At 57.6% G+C, this 16,278-nt stretch carries 16 protein-coding genes; 6 read left to right on the top strand and 10 right to left on the bottom strand.

The annotated features are described in order from the left end of the window. Nucleotides 1-68: 68 nt before the first annotated feature. From lepB to CIK74_RS06735, 8 genes are all read right to left on the bottom strand, one after another. Complete coding sequence (lepB, locus tag CIK74_RS06770; RefSeq protein WP_096255019.1) at nucleotides 69-716, bottom strand: signal peptidase I; 648 nt, start codon at nucleotides 714-716, stop codon at nucleotides 69-71. A gap of 12 nt (nucleotides 717-728) precedes the next feature. Then, on the bottom strand, nucleotides 729-1,088 hold the full coding sequence (gene rplS / locus CIK74_RS06765; protein ID WP_096255018.1) for a 50S ribosomal protein L19: 360 nt from the start codon (nucleotides 1,086-1,088) through the stop codon (nucleotides 729-731). Between the two features lie 238 nt (nucleotides 1,089-1,326). Continuing rightward, the gene (gene trmD / locus CIK74_RS06760; protein WP_096255017.1) at nucleotides 1,327-2,136 is read right to left on the bottom strand and encodes a tRNA (guanosine(37)-N1)-methyltransferase TrmD; all 810 of its coding nucleotides are present in this window, start codon (nucleotides 2,134-2,136) and stop codon (nucleotides 1,327-1,329) included. A gap of 5 nt (nucleotides 2,137-2,141) precedes the next feature. Continuing rightward, a complete protein-coding gene (rimM, locus tag CIK74_RS06755; protein WP_096255016.1) occupies nucleotides 2,142-2,666 on the bottom strand; it encodes a ribosome maturation factor RimM in 525 nt (174 codons plus the stop codon). Between the two features lie 164 nt (nucleotides 2,667-2,830). Beyond that, nucleotides 2,831-3,070: an RNA-binding protein gene (locus CIK74_RS06750; protein ID WP_096255015.1), complete on the bottom strand. Its 240-nt coding sequence runs from the start codon at nucleotides 3,068-3,070 to the stop codon at nucleotides 2,831-2,833. Between the two features lie 2 nt (nucleotides 3,071-3,072). Then, nucleotides 3,073-3,486, bottom strand: a complete 414-nt coding sequence (gene rpsP / locus CIK74_RS06745; RefSeq protein WP_096255014.1) for a 30S ribosomal protein S16 — start codon at nucleotides 3,484-3,486, stop codon at nucleotides 3,073-3,075. Between the two features lie 226 nt (nucleotides 3,487-3,712). Further along, nucleotides 3,713-5,359: an HNH endonuclease signature motif containing protein gene (locus tag CIK74_RS06740; RefSeq protein WP_096255013.1), complete on the bottom strand. Its 1,647-nt coding sequence runs from the start codon at nucleotides 5,357-5,359 to the stop codon at nucleotides 3,713-3,715. Between the two features lie 69 nt (nucleotides 5,360-5,428). Continuing rightward, nucleotides 5,429-6,163 carry a hypothetical protein gene (locus CIK74_RS06735; RefSeq protein ID WP_096255012.1) on the bottom strand — a complete coding sequence of 245 codons (735 nt, stop codon included), beginning with the start codon at nucleotides 6,161-6,163 and terminating at the stop codon, nucleotides 5,429-5,431. 325 nt (nucleotides 6,164-6,488) lie between these two features. Between CIK74_RS06735 and efeU the strand changes: the two genes are divergently transcribed. The 4 genes from efeU to CIK74_RS06715 all read left to right on the top strand — a co-directional run bounded on the left by efeU (nucleotide 6,489) and on the right by CIK74_RS06715 (nucleotide 10,670). Beyond that, entirely contained in the window at nucleotides 6,489-7,310 is an 822-nt protein-coding gene (gene efeU / locus CIK74_RS06730; RefSeq protein ID WP_096255011.1) for an iron uptake transporter permease EfeU, read from the top strand. A gap of 35 nt (nucleotides 7,311-7,345) precedes the next feature. Further along, a complete protein-coding gene (gene efeO / locus CIK74_RS06725; RefSeq protein ID WP_096255010.1) occupies nucleotides 7,346-8,500 on the top strand; it encodes an iron uptake system protein EfeO in 1,155 nt (384 codons plus the stop codon). 2 nt (nucleotides 8,501-8,502) lie between these two features. After that, on the top strand, nucleotides 8,503-9,783 hold the full coding sequence (efeB, locus tag CIK74_RS06720; protein WP_096255009.1) for an iron uptake transporter deferrochelatase/peroxidase subunit: 1,281 nt from the start codon (nucleotides 8,503-8,505) through the stop codon (nucleotides 9,781-9,783). Nucleotides 9,784-9,878: 95 nt separating this feature from the next. After that, complete coding sequence (locus CIK74_RS06715) at nucleotides 9,879-10,670, top strand: acyltransferase (protein WP_096255008.1); 792 nt, start codon at nucleotides 9,879-9,881, stop codon at nucleotides 10,668-10,670. 63 nt (nucleotides 10,671-10,733) lie between these two features. On the opposite strand, the gene CIK74_RS06710 is transcribed toward CIK74_RS06715, so the two are convergent. Then, nucleotides 10,734-11,603 carry a VOC family protein gene (locus tag CIK74_RS06710; protein WP_096255007.1) on the bottom strand — a complete coding sequence of 290 codons (870 nt, stop codon included), beginning with the start codon at nucleotides 11,601-11,603 and terminating at the stop codon, nucleotides 10,734-10,736. Between the two features lie 198 nt (nucleotides 11,604-11,801). On the opposite strand from CIK74_RS06710, the gene CIK74_RS06705 reads away from it, so the two are divergent. Both CIK74_RS06705 and CIK74_RS06700 read left to right on the top strand, forming a co-directional pair. After that, nucleotides 11,802-12,893: a thermonuclease family protein gene (locus CIK74_RS06705; RefSeq protein ID WP_096255006.1), complete on the top strand. Its 1,092-nt coding sequence runs from the start codon at nucleotides 11,802-11,804 to the stop codon at nucleotides 12,891-12,893. A gap of 246 nt (nucleotides 12,894-13,139) precedes the next feature. Further along, on the top strand, nucleotides 13,140-14,855 hold the full coding sequence (locus CIK74_RS06700; protein WP_096255005.1) for an AMP-binding protein: 1,716 nt from the start codon (nucleotides 13,140-13,142) through the stop codon (nucleotides 14,853-14,855). Nucleotides 14,856-14,936: 81 nt separating this feature from the next. On the opposite strand, the gene CIK74_RS06695 is transcribed toward CIK74_RS06700, so the two are convergent. Continuing rightward, a complete protein-coding gene (locus tag CIK74_RS06695; RefSeq protein ID WP_096255004.1) occupies nucleotides 14,937-16,118 on the bottom strand; it encodes a hypothetical protein in 1,182 nt (393 codons plus the stop codon). Nucleotides 16,119-16,278: the final 160 nt, after the last annotated feature.

The raw sequence follows: 16,278 nt of genomic DNA, 5'->3' as shown, positions 1-16,278 counted from the left end.
GATTTAGATAAATCCATACCGATAGAAAAATTTAAAAGTTTTTTCTGCTCTGGGTATGTTGACGACTGTTACTTGAGGGTAGAGCGCTGATCGAGCGGCCAAATGATTTGAGTGGCTTTGCCACCGATGCGGTCCAGATTGATCATTCCGCCACCGCTTGCGCCAAGCAATGCGCGCGAATCTTCGGAACGGGCTCGATGATCGCCCATCACCCAGACGCGGCCTTCGGGAACTACCGCAGAGAACTTTTGCTCGCTGGGTGCATTTCCGTCGTATATATAGGGCTCGTCGATTGGCTGACCGTTAATCAGGATTTTTCCACCGGTGCCGCAACATTCAACGGTGTCCCCGCCGATGGCGATTACACGCTTAATATAGGTGTTTGAGGTGCCGCTCAGGTGCAGCGCGCCGAGCAGATCATCAGCGAAGGAGGCGCGCGCGTAAGGAAGAAAGGAACCGCGGCCGTCGAAAACGATGATGTCTCCGCGCTGCGGGTCAGTGTCATGGTAGGCGCGGCGGTCCACAAGCACACTTTGTCCGGGGCTCAGCGTGTGCTCCATGGAGCCGGATTCGATCCGGTAGACATCCGCGACGAGTGCGCGAATGAATAGGGTGGCGATCAGGCCACAAATAACTGCGAAAACGGCGAAGCGCCAGACCCAAAACCAGGTCCGGCGCTTGCTCGTTGCTCGCTCGGGGCTAGCAACCTCGTTCATGAAAGAACGAAATTACTTCTTGGTACCGAAGTCGCGCTTCTCCTTGATGCGTGCTGCCTTACCGTGGCGATCGCGCATGTAGTACAGCTTGGCACGACGTACGTCGCCCTTGGACACTAGCTCAATCTTGTCGATGATTGGGGAGTGAACTGGGAAGGTACGCTCAACACCGGCACCGAAGGAAACCTTACGCACGGTGAAGGTCTCGCCGATGCCAGCACCCTGGCGGCCAAGGACGTAGCCCTGGAAAACCTGGACACGCGAGTTCTTACCTTCGATGATGTTGACGTGCACCTTCAAGGTGTCGCCGGCGCCGAAAGCAGGAATGTCGGAGCGCAGCGATGCTGCGTTTACTGAGTCAAGAATATGCATGGTGCATCCTCTAGGGTCAATGCCACAGGTCACCGTACCCTCGTAGCGAAGCTCATCAACCGCAAGCGGTGATCTCTTCGAAACGTATTTCCACCGGCAGACTTTGTTGCTGCCGATGCGGCGGTTTCCCTAGGCCCGGTTTCCCCCTGTGGCAGGAATCGGACAAAAACACACCAAGAAACAATTTTGCCATATTCGGAGCATCGACGCGAGTAAGGCCGATCACCGAATGCGTGATCTAGGACTCTTTAGCCCAGTCCAGCTGCGATTTAGGGATGATTTCCCCGTCAACGACGGCAAATCCCGCGTGCCAGAGGGCGTCACGGTCCTTACGATTCAGCTTGGCTGCGTCGAGCAGGTTAATGAGGTCCGGGCGGCGGGTTGCGGTGCGGCGAATCTGCTCATCACGGCGGAATCGGGCTACGCGCTGGTGGTTTCCACCGAGCAGGACTTCCGGGACCTCGCGACCACGCCAGGCGGCAGGCTTGGTATATACCGGGTATTCCAGCAGCACGTCGGAGTGCGATTCTTCGACCAACGATTCCGGGTTGCCAATGACCCCGGGAATCAGACGGGCGATGGCCTCAACCATCACCATCACCGCGACCTCTCCCCCGTTCAGTACGTAGTCTCCGATGGAGACCGGGATGACGGTGAAGTTCTCACGTGCGTAGTCGATGACACGCTCGTCGATTCCTTCATAACGACCGCAGGCGAAGACCAGGTGGTCTTCTTCGGCAAAGTCATAAGCCATCTGCTGGTCGAAGACCGCACCGGCAGGAGAAGGCACGATGAGGATTGGCTTGGCGGCCTCCGGGGCGCTGGTGCGCACCGAGTCTAGGGCTTGGCCCCACGGCTCGGGCATCATCACCATGCCGGCTCCACCACCGTAAGGGGTGTCATCGACCTTATGGTGGCGATCCGTGGTGAAGTCACGCAGATTGGTGACGTTCAGGTTCAAGATGCCCTCTTCACGGGCGCGGCCGATCAGCGACAGGTCAAGTGGTGCTAGGTACTCCGGGAAGATGGAGACGACGTCGATGCGCATGATGCTTACTTTTCTTCCTCGCCCTGGTTCAGCTCAAGGAGGCCGGCCGGAGGGGTGATGGTCACGGTGCCCGCCTCGGGATCAACGTCCGGGACGAATTCATCGACGAATGGCAGGTAGACCTCTTCGCCGTTCAGGTCCTTGAAGACCAGCAGGTCTTGGGCGGGGTTGGTGCGCAGTGCGGTGATCACGCCGACCTGTTTGCCATCGTGGATGACTTTCAGGTCCAGCAGCTCATGCTCGTACCACTCATCGGAGGCGCTTTCTTCCTCGCCGGTGACCTCAATTTCCAGGCGTGCCTGGCGGAAGGTTTCGGCCATGTTGCGGTCTTTGATTTCTGCGAAATCGACCAGAAGAATGGTTTTGTTCCAGCGCGATTTGGTGACGGTGAGGGTTTTGACCGGGCCGTCGATGACGTGCAGGACCTCTCCGGGCGCAAAACGATCGTCGGGGACGTCGGTGAGGACTTGAACGGTCACTTCGCCACGGATGCCGTGGGGTTTGCCGATACGTGCTACCTGCAATCGCATAATCTGGTGATCATTCTCCTTGAATTCACGGGACGATGCCACGCGCTGGGGTGCCATAGGTTGGCGGGTTTTGATGATGAAACACGAGAAGGAGTTTCCGCCCTGTTGAGCGGAAACTCCTTCCGTGGTGAAGTCAGCTTGCGCCTGACCTCAAAAATGTTTGGCTACCGGCTACGATCGGTGTCGATAACATCAACACGAATCGGCTCCTTGGCCAACGCTGCCATCACGGTACGCAGTGCCCGTGCGGTACGTCCCTGACGTCCGATCACACGACCGAGGTCTTCGGGATGAACACGCACTTCGAGCAGGTCGCCGCGGCGGTTGGCTTTCAGGGAAACCCTGACGTCTTCCGGTTCCTCGACTACCCCGCGCACCAAATGGTCAAGCGCATCGGCGAGCATGATTACTCGGCCTCGGTGGCTTCAGCTTCTGCCGATTCCTCAGCAGCTGGCTTTTCGGCCTTCTTGGTGATTGCCTCTGGGAGGATCACCGAACCCTTATCAGGAGCAACGAATGCAGGCTTAGGCTCGGCAACCTGGTAGGTGCCTTCCTGGCCATCGATGCCCTTGAACTTCTGCCAGTCACCGGTGATCTTCAGAAGTGCAGCAACCTGCTCGGTTGGCTGTGCGCCAACGGAGAGCCAGTACTGCGCACGGTCCGAATCGATCTCGATGATCGAAGGGTTGTGAGTTGGCTGGTACTTACCGATCTCCTCGATGGCACGGCCATCGCGCTTGGCGCGCGAGTCCATAACAACAACGCGGTAGAAAGGTGCGCGCATCTTACCGAAGCGCTTCAGACGAATCTTTACGGCCACTTTAGTGGTCTCCTGTTTCTCAACATGGGCGAGTCGAACGTTTCGCGCCTGTGGGGCAGGCCGTACTGGTTCAACTCTAAAAAGGACAGGATTTATCGCGGAGAGAGGGTCCCCAACAAATCGAGTACCTTCCAATCATGCCAGAAGCAGTCAACCGATACCAACTCGATTTTTGTGGGATGCGCTACTCGGTGGACGCTACTGTGTCAGGGGCCCGCAGCGGAACTCAAGCGGCGGCGCAGAAGTAGGTGTTGCGCCTTGGTATCTGGTCCGGATCGAGGAATTTAGGCAGCACGACGTGCGGGACCGAACCGACCATTTCAATGCGCAATAGTCTGCGGTGGATCAACGCATGGTGGTGACGGCAGAGCACCGCACAATTTTTGATGCAGGTTTTTCCGCCGCGCTCCCACCAATTGCAATGATGATATTCAAGCATTTCATGCGGTGCGTTGCACCCTGGCACAATGCATCCGCGATCTCTGGCGAAGGCCGCCTTTTTGATTGGTTCCGGGAAGAGCCGTTGGGCCCGGCCCACGTCGAGCACCTGGCCTTTGCCGCCGAAGACAACGGGGATGATTTTTGCTTCGCACAGCAGCTGGCGAAGTTCGGCCGGATCCAGTGGCACTCCGTGGGCGGTTACACCCGTGGCGGAAGCCAAATCACTTAGGTTCTTTGCCTGCATGTGGACCAGGATCTGTGGGGTGACTGTCTTGGCACCTGTTTTGCCCGCCGATAAGGAGGCGAGTAAGGCGTTGAGTCTGCGCTGAGCGACGGAGACTTCCAAATCGTTGGTTTCAGGTGCAGGATCAGCCGGTGATTCTACCGATGGTGTGGGTACCGGGACAGGCTCTTGGGAAAACTGGCTCGGTTTGGCCTGATCAGTTGGTTCGGCCTGATCCTTTGGTTCCGGGGCGGGGTCCTGAGCCCAGTCCGGGGCGGGGTCGGCGCTGGTGAAAAGATCAGCGGGTGCTAGTGGGACTGATTTACGGGCGGCTTGACCACTCTCGGTGCGCGGATTATCGGACTGGCCGACGAAAGAATGCAGTTGCTCCGATTGCAGACCTTGCGAGCGCAGCAGGAAACTGTCGATGCCGTTGGTATTGCCTTGATAGAAGAGACCGCATTCGGCCTGCACAAACTCCTCATTCGCCTTGCGGTAATCACGCAGGAGGTTTTTGAGCTTTTTAGCTCCGGCGCTCCGGTCCGCCTCGCACAACAGCTTCACCGCACGCTCTTGCATGCTTTGGCCCTCATAGGTGGCGACCGGATCCAACGGGGCACCTTCAAAACTGGTGTCTGGCGGTTCAAATTTGTCCAGACTACGCGCGGCTTGGGCGACCCGGCGTGGATCAAGCCGATGATCCTCGGCGTGCAAGGTGGCCAGCTGGGTGAAGCGTGGGGTGATTGTGCTGCCGTCCATGAAGCGCCGGGCGACCAGCAGGTGGGCTTCGCCCAACCGGCGATCTGCCTCAAAGAAGTCAATGCCCAACCAGGCGGCGCTAAAGGTGCTGGCGTTGGCATAGGCGGTGCGTCCGGACTCTTGTCTGGCGGGCGCGGAGAAGTCGGTGCGGTGCTCGCGTAGTGCGGTCAGTTCCTCGTCGCTCAGCAGGTGGGCGGCGGTGGCCTCCAGGTGGGCGAGGCTGCGGATTTGTTCCCGCACGGTGTAGCGGAAGAGGTGTTCGATCAGTGATGCGTGGGCAGCGGCGACGCGAGGATCGGCCGATTCACGCAAACGAAGTGAAAGCTTGGTGAGTAGCTCTAGGCACAGACCCATCGCCTCAAGGAGCAGGGCGGTTACTGCCTGCGGGATGGGGCCGGTGGCGAAGTCACGCAGGCTGGCCAGGCCGGTAAGGAGCTGTCGAATACTCATGGACCCAGTTTGGCGGCAGGTGGGTGCGGGTGGCTTGGGTCCAGGGCAAAGTGTGGATAAGTGCCAAATTTATTTTCGGCGTTGGCTGGCCAGGCTGATCAGCACGGACAGCATGGTGATCGCTGCGGCGGCGGTGGATAGCGCCACGATCGTTTCGGTGCCCGGGGTGGTGTCATGGGAGAGGTAGCCGGTGAGCAGTGGGTCGGGCAGGTAGCTGGAGAGAAAGTATCCGACCAGGGTGGAGCCGAGCAGAAAGGCTGCGGCCAGACCGAGCAGCGGAACTGACAAACAGCACAGGATGCTCAGCGCGCACAGGGCGAGAAAACCGATCAGTAGCGCGAGGTGAAAAAGCCCTGAGCCCGGCAGTGTGCTGGGTTGGCCTTCGAGCGCCGAGAGTAAGGCGTGAAGTCCCAGCAGGGCGAAGCCTGTGGCGGCGAGCACCCCCAGTGGCAGGGCGGTGAACACGATCGCCCGTGTGCTGCGTTCGCGCAGTGCAGCGAGTGTAGCCAGCAGGCAGAGCAGGCCCAGGGCTTGGATCATCAGCGCGATACCCAGCGGAAAAGCGGTATTTTCCAGCGGGAAGAATTCTCCGTCCGGGAAGTAGTAATCGTACTGATCACTTTCCACCGACAGTTCATTTCCTTCCACGGTTCTGCCAAAGTCAATCCAGCGGGCGGCCGACGCGCGGAATTGCAGAACCGCGGAGGCAATTAGTAGCACCGCGGTGAGCGCCGCGAATACTAGCGCGGCCTTGCGTGGCGGTGCCGGTCGTTCGATTTCGCCCAGCTTGTCGAAGAGCATCATGGGTGCAGGCTAACAAGCACCGACGCTAACAGGCATCGGTAGCCGATACCCGTTTGTGTGCGAAAAAGTGCTGTGGACTACTCGTACGGAGAAATAACGAGGAACGCTCATTAGGGCACGACCTGATGCAGTAATGACGCAGCGGGTGCGGAAAGTCGCATAAAACGCAGATTTACTAGGTAGTTTTTTGCCGGTAGTCAGTTTAGGCTAACCTTAGCGAGGTTGCTTGTGTGACCGGACACAGAGCTATTTCTGCGCCGGTGACGGCGCCGCATGCCTGGCAGTAGCCAGCGCGGAGAAACGAACTGCTTGAAAGTGCAAAGTAATGATCGGAAATTACCTGATCGGCCTGCGTGAAGGCCTCGAGGCGGTGCTCATCGTGGTACTGCTGGTGGCCTACCTGACCAAGAGCGGGCGCGCACATCTGCTTCCGCGGATCTGGGCGGGCATCGGCATCGCGGTGCTGATCTCCTTGGGCTTTGGGGCGCTGCTGACCTTTGGTCCACGCGGGCTGACCTTTGAGGCGCAGGAGATGATCGGCGGCAGCCTGTCAATTATTGCGGTGGGCTTGGTGACCTGGATGATTTTCTGGATGGCGAAGGCCTCCAAGACGCTGAATGCCGATCTGAAATCCCAGGTGGATCAGGTCGCCGAGGGCTCGGTGATTGGGTTGGTGCTGGTCGGCGCGTTTGCGGTGGGCCGTGAAGGGTTGGAGACGGCGCTGTTCATCTGGGCCGCGGCGCGGGCCACCGGAGAAACCTGGCAGCCGCTGCTCGGCGCATTTTTGGGTATCCTCACCGCGATCGTACTGGGAAACATGGTCAACCGTGGGGTGCTGAAGATCAGCCTGTCCAAATTTTTTGCCTGGACCGGGGCGATCTTGGTGATCGTCGCCGGCGGGGTGCTCGCCTACGGGGTGCACGACCTGCAGGAGGCCGGCCTGCTGCCCGGACTTCATTACCTGGCCTTTGATGTCTCCGGTGTGATCGCCCCGGGCGGGGTGCTCGGCACGCTGCTCAAGGGTGTTTTTAACTTCTCCCCCGCCACCACCTGGCTCGAAGCTACCGTCTGGGTGCTGTACGTGGTGCCGGTGATGTTCCTTTACCTGCGCACCGTGTTCGCCCCGAAAACCGCAGTGCGCGGCTAATTCTCACTCTTTTTTCTGACAACGAAGGCATAACGATGAATAAATTCCTCGCCCCGGCAGCCCTGATTTCCCTGGCAGCGCTGACGCTGACCGGCTGCACCGATAACACCACCGGCACGACGGCCGGCGACGGCACCATCAACGTGGTGTCCACCGCCGATGCCTGCACCGTGTCCAGCGACCAGGTCCCCGGCGGCACGCTGAAGTTTAATGTCAAAAATGAGGGGACCTCGGTGACCGAATTTTACCTGCTGGCCGAAGACGGGCTGCGCATCGCCGGCGAGGTAGAAAACATCGGCCCCGGGGTCTCTAGAGACCTGGTAGTGATCGCACCGGCCGGCTCTTACTACACCGCCTGTAAGCCGGGAATGGTCGGCGAGGGGATTCGTGCGCCGTTTAGCGTCACCGAATCCGCCGAGGGCCCCAGCGTCTCGGCGGATCGGGCATCCTTGCAAAAGAACGCGACCGAGCTTTATAGCGCATATGTGAAGGATCAGTCCGAACAGTTGGTGCGCGGCACCCAAAACTTTGCCACCGCCTTTGCCGCCGGCGATGAGCAGCTTGCAAAGAAGCTCTACGCCCCGACCCGGATGCACTGGGAGCGGATCGAACCGGTGGCCGAATCCTTTGGGGACCTTGACCCGATCCTTGATGCCCGCGAAGCAGACCTCGAAAAAGGTGAGGCATTTACCGGCTGGCACCGGGCAGAAAAAGACCTCTGGTCCCCCACCGGATACACCAAACTGTCCAAGGACGAGCGCACCACACTAGCGCAGCAGATGGTCAAAGATACCAAGGAACTGCAATCGCGGACCACCGAGCTGACCTTCACCCCCGACAAGCTGTCCAATGGTGCGAAGGAACTACTCGACGAGGTGGCCACCGGCAAGGTGACCGGCGAAGAGGAACTGTTCTCCCACACCGACCTGTGGGACTTCCAAGCGAACCTGGAAGGAGCGAAGATTGCCTATGAGGATCTGCAGCCCTTATTGGTGGGCACCGATGATCAGTTAGATGCACAGCTGAAGAAGAACTTCGCCGCGCTGCAGGAACAACTTGATGAGCACCGGGTGGGCGACGGGTTTAAGTACTACAACCAGCTGACCGCCACGCAGATCAAAGACCTGGCCGCCGGGGTGGATGCCTTGTCCGAACCACTGTCCCAGTTGACCGCCGCCGCGGTGAAGTAAAAATGCGCCAGGACAAGGAAGAAACCAGCGTGAACCTCAGCCGCCGGTTACTGCTGACCGCGGCCGGGGCCGGCGGCGCGGGGCTAGCTTTGGGGGCGCTGGGCCACTTAGCCTATGCCGGACAGGTCAGCGAACCGGCACCAAGTGATCAGATACCCTTTTATGGGGAGCATCAGGCGGGGATCATCACCGAATCCCAGGACCGCATGCACATCGCCGCCTTTGACGTGCAAACCGAGGACCGCCAAGAACTGATCGAGCTGCTCCAAGCGTGGACCCAAGCAATTTTGGCGATGACCCAAGGACAGGAAATTGGTGAAGGCGGTGCGCTCGCCGGTTCCTATAATGCCCCGCCCACGGATACCGGTGAAGCGCTGGGGCTTCCGGCCTCCCGGCTCACCGTGACTATAGGTTTTGGCCGCTCGCTGTTCTTGGACGGCGAGACACCGCGCTTTGGACTAGCCGGAAAATTACCCGAAGCGCTGATCGAACTCCCGCATTTTCGTGGCGACATGATCGAGGCGCAGCGCAGTTATGGCGACATCATCGTGCAGGCCTGCGCCGATGATCCGCAGGTGGCGGTGCATGCAATCCGCAATCTGGCTCGCCTCGCCTTTGGCACGGCTAATGTGCGGTGGTCTCAAATTGGTTTTGGACGAACCTCAAAGACCACCGCGCAACAGAGCACCCCGCGCAACTTATTTGGCTTTAAAGATGGCACCGAAAATATCGTCGCCGAAGACAGCAAAGCACTTGAACAAAACGTGTGGGCTACCAAGGAAAGCACCGATCAGTCGTGGATGGTGGGCGGCAGCTACCTGGTGGCACGGCGGATTCGAATGCATATTGAAACGTGGGACCGTTCTACCTTAGGCGAGCAGGAAAACGTGGTGGGTCGGATCAAGGGTAGTGGTGCCCCACTTTCTGGCGGGGAGGAATTTACCGCACCGGACTTCGCCATGCCAGGACGTGGTGGACCAATCATCCCCAAAGATTCACATGTAGCGGTGGTGCACCCCAGCGCGCACGGCGGAGCGCGAATGTTGCGCCGCGGATTTAATTACACCGACGGTTCAGATGGTCTAGGCCGGTTGGATGCGGGATTGTTTTTTATCGCGTTTGTGAATGACGCTCGCACGCACTTTGTGCCGATTCAGCGCGCGATGAGCGCCAATGACGCGATGAATGAGTATCTGCGCCACACCAGCTCGGGCCTCTATGCCGTTCCACCGGGCATCAGCGAGGGTCAATATCTGGGTCAGCAGCTTTTTGAATCGGCGTAGCGCCCTGCTGTCGAGGACTTAGAAAGCATCAGTTCTTCCCGAATGCCAAGGAAGCATCCGGATAGAGTTCAGCTTCGGGGTCTACAGTCGAGGCAATGATCGAACTTACCGCGTTACGCGACTACAAGGACGAGCACGGGAATACTATAACCTCCGCCACCGAATTCACGACGAACATCACGGTCAAATTCCGTGGCCAGAACAACCGGGTGCTCGTGGACCCCGAGGCGAATATTGGCCGGTTGGATCTGGTCTTCGATTGCGACAATGGCACGTTGATTATTGGGCCCAGCCAGAAGAAGGGTTCCAATTTTAACATCCGCGTGGGCGAAGATGCCACGGTCCGCATCGGCCGGGATGTGACCACCACCGGCAGATGTTTGATCAGCGCCGTGGAGGGCGTGACCGTCAGCTTGGGCGATGACGTGATGATTGCCAGCGGCAACCAGATCCGCGCCGATGATGGCCATGCAATCTTTGACGTGAAGTCCGGCAAGCGGGTGAACCCGGCCAAGGACATTACCGTGGGCAACCACGTGTGGATCGGCGCGCAGGCCGCCTTGCTGGCCGGCGCGAAGATCGGCGACGGCTCGGTGATCGGTTTTGGCAGCCTGGTCAACCGGAAAATCCCCAACAACGTCATTGCCGTGGGCAGCCCGGCGAAGGTGGTACGCAAGAATATTGCGTGGGAACGGCCCCATCTGTCTTTCCATAAGCCACCGTACAAACCCGATGCCTCGGCGATCACCAAAACCGAAGAATACTGGAACTACACCGACAGTGAGCATGAGAATGCGGCCACGCAGATGCCAGCGGTGCAGATGGCCGAACCACAGGGACTGGTGCAGCGTGCGGCACAGAAACTTGGCAAAATCACTGGCAGTTAACCCTCTGATGCCTCACGTAAAAATGCCACCTTGCGAGTACAAGGTGGCATTTTGTGGCGTCTCCTAGCTGACTGCGACACGCAGCTGGTTATTCCATGGATCCATGAAGCGAAGTTCCGCTCCGGTGTGATGGTTTGCTACCTTCGCGAAGTCCAGGCGTTGGGCGAGCTTGCCGACCTCGTCCGCGGTCGGCACGTTGATCAGCACTTCACCGAGTCCCAAGGTGTCTTTGCGAGGACCTGCGCCGCGGGAGTTCCACACGTTCATTGCCATGTGGTGGTGGTAGCCGCCGGCGGAGACAAACAATGCTTGATCGCCTAGTGCCGTGGTCTCGTCAAAGCCGAGGGTGTTCACATAGAAGGAACGCGCGGTGTCTACGTCACCTACCTGCAGGTGGACGTGGCCAATTTCAGCCTCGGCACTGCGCTGCCCAGCAATAGCTTGCTCATTGAGGTGTTCGTTGAGGAAAACGTTGGGATCAAGATAAGTCGTATCCATAGCAACTTCACCGTTGGTCCAGCTCCAGCTCTCGCGTGGGCGGTCCCAGTACAGCTCGATGCCGTTGCCTTCCGGGTCGGTGAAGTAGAAGGCCTCGGAGACCAGGTGGTCCGAGCTGCCGACGAAGCGGCTCTGGTCAAACTGTGCGGCAGAAAGCACCGTGGCAGCCAGGTCTGCCTTGGTATCAAAGAGCAGTGCGGTGTGGAAGAGTCCGGCTTCGCCGCGGGCTGGTTGCTGCAAACCCGGTGATGGAGTGAGGTTGACCAACGTTCGAGCCCCGCGGCCTAGTCGGGTTCCACCAGCATTTTCGTCTTGGAGTTCAAGACCCAGCGCTTTTTGGTAGTACTCGCTCATGACCTTCATGTTGCCAACTTTGAGCTGGACCGCATTCATCTGCAGTTCGGCGGAGAGTTTGTCTTCTTTGATGAGTGTCATGATTCCTTACCTTTCAACGTGTATCTGTAGCTCTTGAATATCAGCCTACTCCTTTTTAGTTGAAGCTTCAAGCAATGAGGCGAAGAGCACTTCTGGACGCATCACCGCACACAGATTGACAGTTCAACTTTTCCTCCCTTCAATTAGCCTTGGAGACTCATCACTCCACTCACTCGCACGCTTGAAGGAATCATCACCATGAGTACGAAGAAGCTAACTTGGCTTTCCGTGGGTTTAACCGCGGCGCTAACATTTGGGGCCACAGGCTGTTCAATCCTGCCCGGAAATGACTCCAACGGAACAGTAGTTAAAGTAGTCGACGGCGATACTGTAGACATCCGCATTGCGGGTGAGGATACACGCGTACGCCTACTGAACATCGATACCCCGGAAACCGTTGATCCCAATAAGTCAGTAGAGTGCATGGGGCCCGAGGCCTCGGAGCACCTCAAATCGCTACTCGCGCCCGGCGATAAAGTTGATTTGGAATACGACATTGAGCGCACGGATAAATATGGACGCACCCTTGCTGGCGTGTACAAAGACAAGAGCTTAGTCAACGCCGATATCGCCGCCGCGGGGCTGGGCATTGCAGTGAAGTACGAACCAAACGTGCGATTCTACGACGAGGTACTTCAGGCACAGAACGAGGCGGCAGCTAAGGCCACCGGATTGTTCGACCCTAGCGCCGCGTGCACTATCCCAGCGCAACTCGAAGAAGCCACGCAGGCTTTTGAACAGCTTGGTGAAGCGCCGGCAGAATCAGTCAAGGAAGCCGAAAGCCTTGCGGGGGAAGCAGCCGCGGCAATAGCTCTTGGCCATGGAGCCAAGAGCGCCCTAAGCAAGATCACCCCGGACATGCATCCGGTGACCTACGCGCTGCTAACAACCCACTTTAAAAAGCACATCAGCAAGCTCGACAGCTCAGTACTTCACGCGAATCAAGTCGAACAGGCTCACCTAGACACCAAAACGGCGCTCATTAAAGCCGAAGAAAAGCGCAAGGATGAAGAGCGCAAGAAAAAGGAAGCGGCTAAGAAGAAAGCAGCTGAAGCTAAGCGCCAAGCACAGTTGAAGCAACAACGCGAGGTCGCAGAACAAAAGGCCGCAGAGCGCCGTCGCATTGAACAGCAATCCAAGCCAAGGCAAAAGGTGCCAACTTACCAGGCACCCAAGGTGCAGAAGCCGCGTACGCAGGCACCCAAGCCTCGCACCCAGTCCGTTCCGCGTAATTACACCGGACCACGCTGCTACGCACCGGGCGGAAAGTCTTGGAAGCCTTGCCCGTAACCGGCTAACTATCTAAATTCCGACCACAAAGATTTCAGCCACCTTCTTGCCAACTCATTGGCCAAGAAGGTGGCTTTTGTCTTGCATGGAACATAAGCCCACTAACGACGCGGATCCAATTCGCAAGTCAAACATCTTTTATAGGGAGGATCTTCACGGCTTGCCCCTTTCCAAAAGGTAGGACATCAAAGTATATTTGCCAGTGATGCAGGCCACTTTAGAGTCATCGGTACTGAAAGGTTTTAGATGAACGTCACCGAAAAATTTCGCTCCGTCCGTAATCAGCTATTGGATTTGCGCCAAGACTATTCGAAGGCCCGCGAAGAGTTCTCGTGGCCACAATTCACGCATTTTAACTTCGGTTATGACTGGTTTGATCAGGTAGCCCTTGACCCTCAGCGTTCAGACACGCCTGCACTGATCATCACCGAACTTGATGGCACCTCCACCCGGCGGACATGGCAAGAACTTTCACAGCGCTCAACACAACTGGCACGCTGGCTCAGCGACCAAGGTGTCAAACGATCCGATTCCATCGCGGTGATGCTCGGTAACCAGGTAGAGCTATGGGAGACCATGCTCGCCGGCATCAAGCTCGGAGCCATTCTCGTTCCCTGCACCACGCAACTAACCTCAACAGATCTAGAAGATCGCATTGACCGCGGACATGTCTCATGGATGATTACCAACGAAGCTGAGATTCCAAAGTTTGAGACGGTCCCCGGGGACTACAAGCTCATTCAAATTGGCGGAACTCCCAGTGGCGACAATTTGAACTATGCGGATTCCTTCACCGCGCCCACTGATTTTAAACTCAGCGAACCAACTCGCGCAGATGAGACTCTGCTACGTTATTTCACCTCCGGGACCACTTCTAAGGCGAAGCTCGTAGAACATACGCACACTTCCTACCCGGTGGGGCACCTCAGCACCATGTTCTGGATAGGTTTAGAACCTGGGGACGTTCACCTCAATGTTGCCTCTCCTGGCTGGGCCAAACACGCATGGTCAAATCTCTTTACCCCATGGATTGCCGAAGCCACGGTCTTCATCTACAACTATGAACGTTTTGATGCCGCTGCCCTGATGGACCAGATGGCCAAGGAACATGTCACAAGCTTTTGCGCACCACCAACGGTTTGGCGGTTACTTATTCAGGCAGACCTCGCACTGCTCAAGACTCCCCCAGCCAAACTTGTCTCAGCTGGCGAACCATTAAACGCCGAAGTCATAGACCAGGTACAGCGAGCGTGGGGTCAAGTCATTCGAGACGGTTTTGGCCAGACCGAAACCACCGTGCAGATTGCCAACCCACCGGGTGAACGCATCACCATCGGCGCCATGGGACGCCCCATGCCCGGTTATGACATCATTCTTCGAGACCCAGCTTCCGGCCAGGAGGGTGATCTTGGCGAAATCTGTTTAGTGACCACCCCGCGTCCATTGGGTCTGATGAAGGGCTACTTTGAAAATGAAGAAAAGACCGCGGAAGTCTTCCGCGACAACGTTTACCACACCGGCGATATCGCCGAGCGTGATGAGCACGGTGTACTGACCTATGTGGGCCGCGCGGATGATGTGTTCAAATCCAGCGACTATAAGCTCAGCCCCTTTGAACTCGAATCAGTGCTCATTGAGCACCCCGGTGTCGGTGAAGCCGCGGTAGTTCCGGCGCCCGATGAATTACGCCTCTGCGTTCCCAAGGCTTACATCGTGCCAGCCAACGGTTATGAGGCTACCGCCGAGCTAGCCGAAAGCATTTTGACCTATTGTCGAGAGCATCTGGCAGCCTACAAACGCATTCGCCGACTCGAATTCGCCGACCTTCCAAAGACGATCTCCGGAAAGATTCGTCGCGTAGAACTACGCAAGGCCGAGGAAGAGCTTCACAGCTCAGGTCAAGTCTCGGGTACCGAGTTCAGAGATACAGACTTTCCCTCGCTACGCTCGAAAAAGAAATAGCTCCGTCTCACATTGTTAGAAATGAGTCCACCGGGGCCGCGCTCAGGCGCTGCACCGGTGGACCCATTTTTCGTGATCAGCTCAACGGTTTTTCAGCTTCGCTTTAAGTACCTGGCGTACCCCGTGTGCCAGGTAGTAGCCTGCATCTGAATACCAAAAGAACATGATGGTTCGGCGCCATCCGGTACCCGGCTTGCCCGAAGTTTTCATCCAGCGATTTAATAGGACTCCCGCCCCGATGACCGCTAAAGATGAGGAAATGAGCGCTGCAGGACTCCAGCCGGTGCGGTACACCAGCTTCATCACTCCCTTGGCTTTAGCCCTTTCTTCTTCTACCGCGAGGTCTAGACCTGCTGGCAGACTGCGTGGCAACTCGGTGAATCCGTCCGTCAGCGGTTCGCCGCGCATGTAGTCGACCATTTCTTCCGGCAGCCCCAGCCCCTTCAGGAAGAGTCGCAGCCCGTCCAGACTGCGTAGCTTAGCTAATCGCACGATACCTGTTGCCGCCTCGGGCCAGAATCTTTCTAGTTCCAACAGCTCTTCGGAATCCGCGGCGTACAGTTGCGCGCCGAGTTTTCCTTGGAGCTGGGCAACCTCGCTGCCGGTGGCGGCCATGGGTACAGGACGGTCTTCGGTGGGCATCCAATAATCGAAGACGTTACTGTCCTGCAGTTGGAAGGCTTTTGCGCTGGCATGGACGCTGAGCTGAATGTAACCGTCGGAGCTCTTCAGCTCGATGGCACGAAGGTGCTTCTGCCCGAGCCTGATTTCAACTGGTTCTCCTTCGCGGACGGCTAGGAGCCTCTCCTGGGTTTGCCGCACCTTCCATACTCCTGGTTGCCCCAGCGAGGACATCACCAACTCGCTGGCCATCACGTGGGTTCCGGCCACTACTTGATTCCCTGAGTTTGTCTCTGCCGCGTCACCGTCACCGGTAACTTCCACCTCAGTCCCGGCCACTATGATGCCATCAAGGCTCAGTGCCTGAGCACCCGCGGCTTCCAGCAACTCGGTAGTCAGCTTCTCCGTAGACAGGTCGTGCTTGGCTAACTCGCCGGCCTCGGTTGCCATAAGCAAGGAACCTTGTTTGTCGGTGGCTACGTCTACAGGCACATAGGTCAGTTGATCACTTAGCTGTGGCGCCCCCAGGTAACCAATCAGGCCACGGGAATCTAGCGCGTCGAAGACTTTTTGTGCAGCGTCACTGTCGCGGGCGTGGAACTCAAACCCAAGGGAGACGAGGTCAAACGATTCGGTGCTCATAGTCCGCTTTCGCTAGGAATTTATCTACTGCTCCCATCCTATGATTTTCAGGCAGACAAGGAATCGCCCTCAGTGCTCACTAACAGGAGGCAACAACCGGAGCTTTGTAGGCATAAAGGAGGAGGCCGCGTTGCCGAAAAGTAGCGGGATCTGCACATTA

The sequence above is a fragment of the Glutamicibacter sp. BW77 genome (assembly GCF_002332285.1).
GTDB lineage: Bacteria > Actinomycetota > Actinomycetes > Actinomycetales > Micrococcaceae > Glutamicibacter > Glutamicibacter bergerei.
This window is presented reverse-complemented; position numbering and strand designations above follow the sequence as displayed.

Excerpts from the sequence above, each read along its gene's own strand:
- CIK74_RS06695 (WP_096255004.1), bottom strand. The coding sequence starts at position 16,118 with ATGAGCACCGAATCGTTTGACCTCGTCTCCCTTGGGTTTGAGTTCCAC.
- CIK74_RS06735 (WP_096255012.1), bottom strand. The coding sequence starts at position 6,163 with ATGATGCTCTTCGACAAGCTGGGCGAAATCGAACGACCGGCACCGCCA.
- rplS (WP_096255018.1), bottom strand. The coding sequence starts at position 1,088 with ATGCATATTCTTGACTCAGTAAACGCAGCATCGCTGCGCTCCGACATT.
- CIK74_RS06700 (WP_096255005.1), top strand. The coding sequence starts at position 13,140 with ATGAACGTCACCGAAAAATTTCGCTCCGTCCGTAATCAGCTATTGGAT.
- lepB (WP_096255019.1), bottom strand. The coding sequence starts at position 716 with ATGAACGAGGTTGCTAGCCCCGAGCGAGCAACGAGCAAGCGCCGGACC.
- CIK74_RS06715 (WP_096255008.1), top strand. The coding sequence starts at position 9,879 with ATGATCGAACTTACCGCGTTACGCGACTACAAGGACGAGCACGGGAAT.
- CIK74_RS06705 (WP_096255006.1), top strand. The coding sequence starts at position 11,802 with ATGAGTACGAAGAAGCTAACTTGGCTTTCCGTGGGTTTAACCGCGGCG.
- CIK74_RS06750 (WP_096255015.1), bottom strand. The coding sequence starts at position 3,070 with ATGCTCGCCGATGCGCTTGACCATTTGGTGCGCGGGGTAGTCGAGGAA.
- CIK74_RS06710 (WP_096255007.1), bottom strand. The coding sequence starts at position 11,603 with ATGACACTCATCAAAGAAGACAAACTCTCCGCCGAACTGCAGATGAAT.
- efeU (WP_096255011.1), top strand. The coding sequence starts at position 6,489 with ATGATCGGAAATTACCTGATCGGCCTGCGTGAAGGCCTCGAGGCGGTG.
- trmD (WP_096255017.1), bottom strand. The coding sequence starts at position 2,136 with ATGCGCATCGACGTCGTCTCCATCTTCCCGGAGTACCTAGCACCACTT.
- efeO (WP_096255010.1), top strand. The coding sequence starts at position 7,346 with ATGAATAAATTCCTCGCCCCGGCAGCCCTGATTTCCCTGGCAGCGCTG.
- efeB (WP_096255009.1), top strand. The coding sequence starts at position 8,503 with ATGCGCCAGGACAAGGAAGAAACCAGCGTGAACCTCAGCCGCCGGTTA.
- CIK74_RS06740 (WP_096255013.1), bottom strand. The coding sequence starts at position 5,359 with ATGAGTATTCGACAGCTCCTTACCGGCCTGGCCAGCCTGCGTGACTTC.
- rimM (WP_096255016.1), bottom strand. The coding sequence starts at position 2,666 with ATGCGATTGCAGGTAGCACGTATCGGCAAACCCCACGGCATCCGTGGC.